This is a genomic window from Microbacterium sp. BF1 (assembly GCF_019279095.1).
GTDB classification, from domain to species: Bacteria; Actinomycetota; Actinomycetes; order Actinomycetales; family Microbacteriaceae; genus Microbacterium; species Microbacterium maritypicum.
This window is the reverse complement of the sequence record NZ_JAGYWT010000841.1, coordinates 1-598: the sequence shown is the minus strand read 5'-3', so window position 1 is coordinate 598 and position 598 is coordinate 1. Positions and strand designations below refer to the sequence as shown.

1 protein-coding gene is annotated in these 598 nt (G+C 71.2%); it reads left to right on the top strand.

Going from position 1 to position 598, the window contains the following annotated elements:
* Positions 1 to 598 (top strand): proline dehydrogenase family protein (locus KZA10_RS17115; protein WP_218683498.1); only part of this gene is annotated, 598 nt, incomplete at both ends.

The following is a 598-nucleotide window of genomic DNA, read 5'->3' as shown; positions in this document are numbered from 1 at the left end:
GCCCGCATCAAGGTGCGACTCGTCAAGGGCGCCAACCTCGCGATGGAGCACGTCGAGGCGCGCATGCACGGCTGGACGCCCGCGACCTACGACACCAAGCTCGACACCGACGCCAACTACCTGCGCTGCCTGGACTGGGCGCTGCAGCCCGAGCACGCCGCGGCCGTGAAGCTCGGCGTCGCGGGGCACAACCTCTTCGGCATCGCCTACGCGTGGCTGCTGGCGGGGGAGCGGGGTGTGCGCGAGGCCGTCGAGTTCGAGATGCTCCTCGGCATGGCACAGGGGCAGGTGCAGGCCGTCTCGCGCGAGGTCGGCCCGGTGCTGCTGTACGTGCCGGTCGTGGAGCCCGCCGAGTTCGACGTGGCCATCAGCTACCTGGTGCGCCGGCTCGAGGAGAACGCCTCGTCGGAAAACTTCCTCTCCGCCGCGTTCCGCCTCGGCAAGGACGAATCGCTGTTCGTGCGGGAGCAGGACCGCTTCCTCGATGCGCTCGACAGAGCGGGCGACCCCACGCTGCGTATCGGGCCGCGTCGCACGCAAGACCGCAGCGCGCCCGTGCACGAGTCCGTGCGGACGGTCCCCGCAGCCCCGGTGCCCG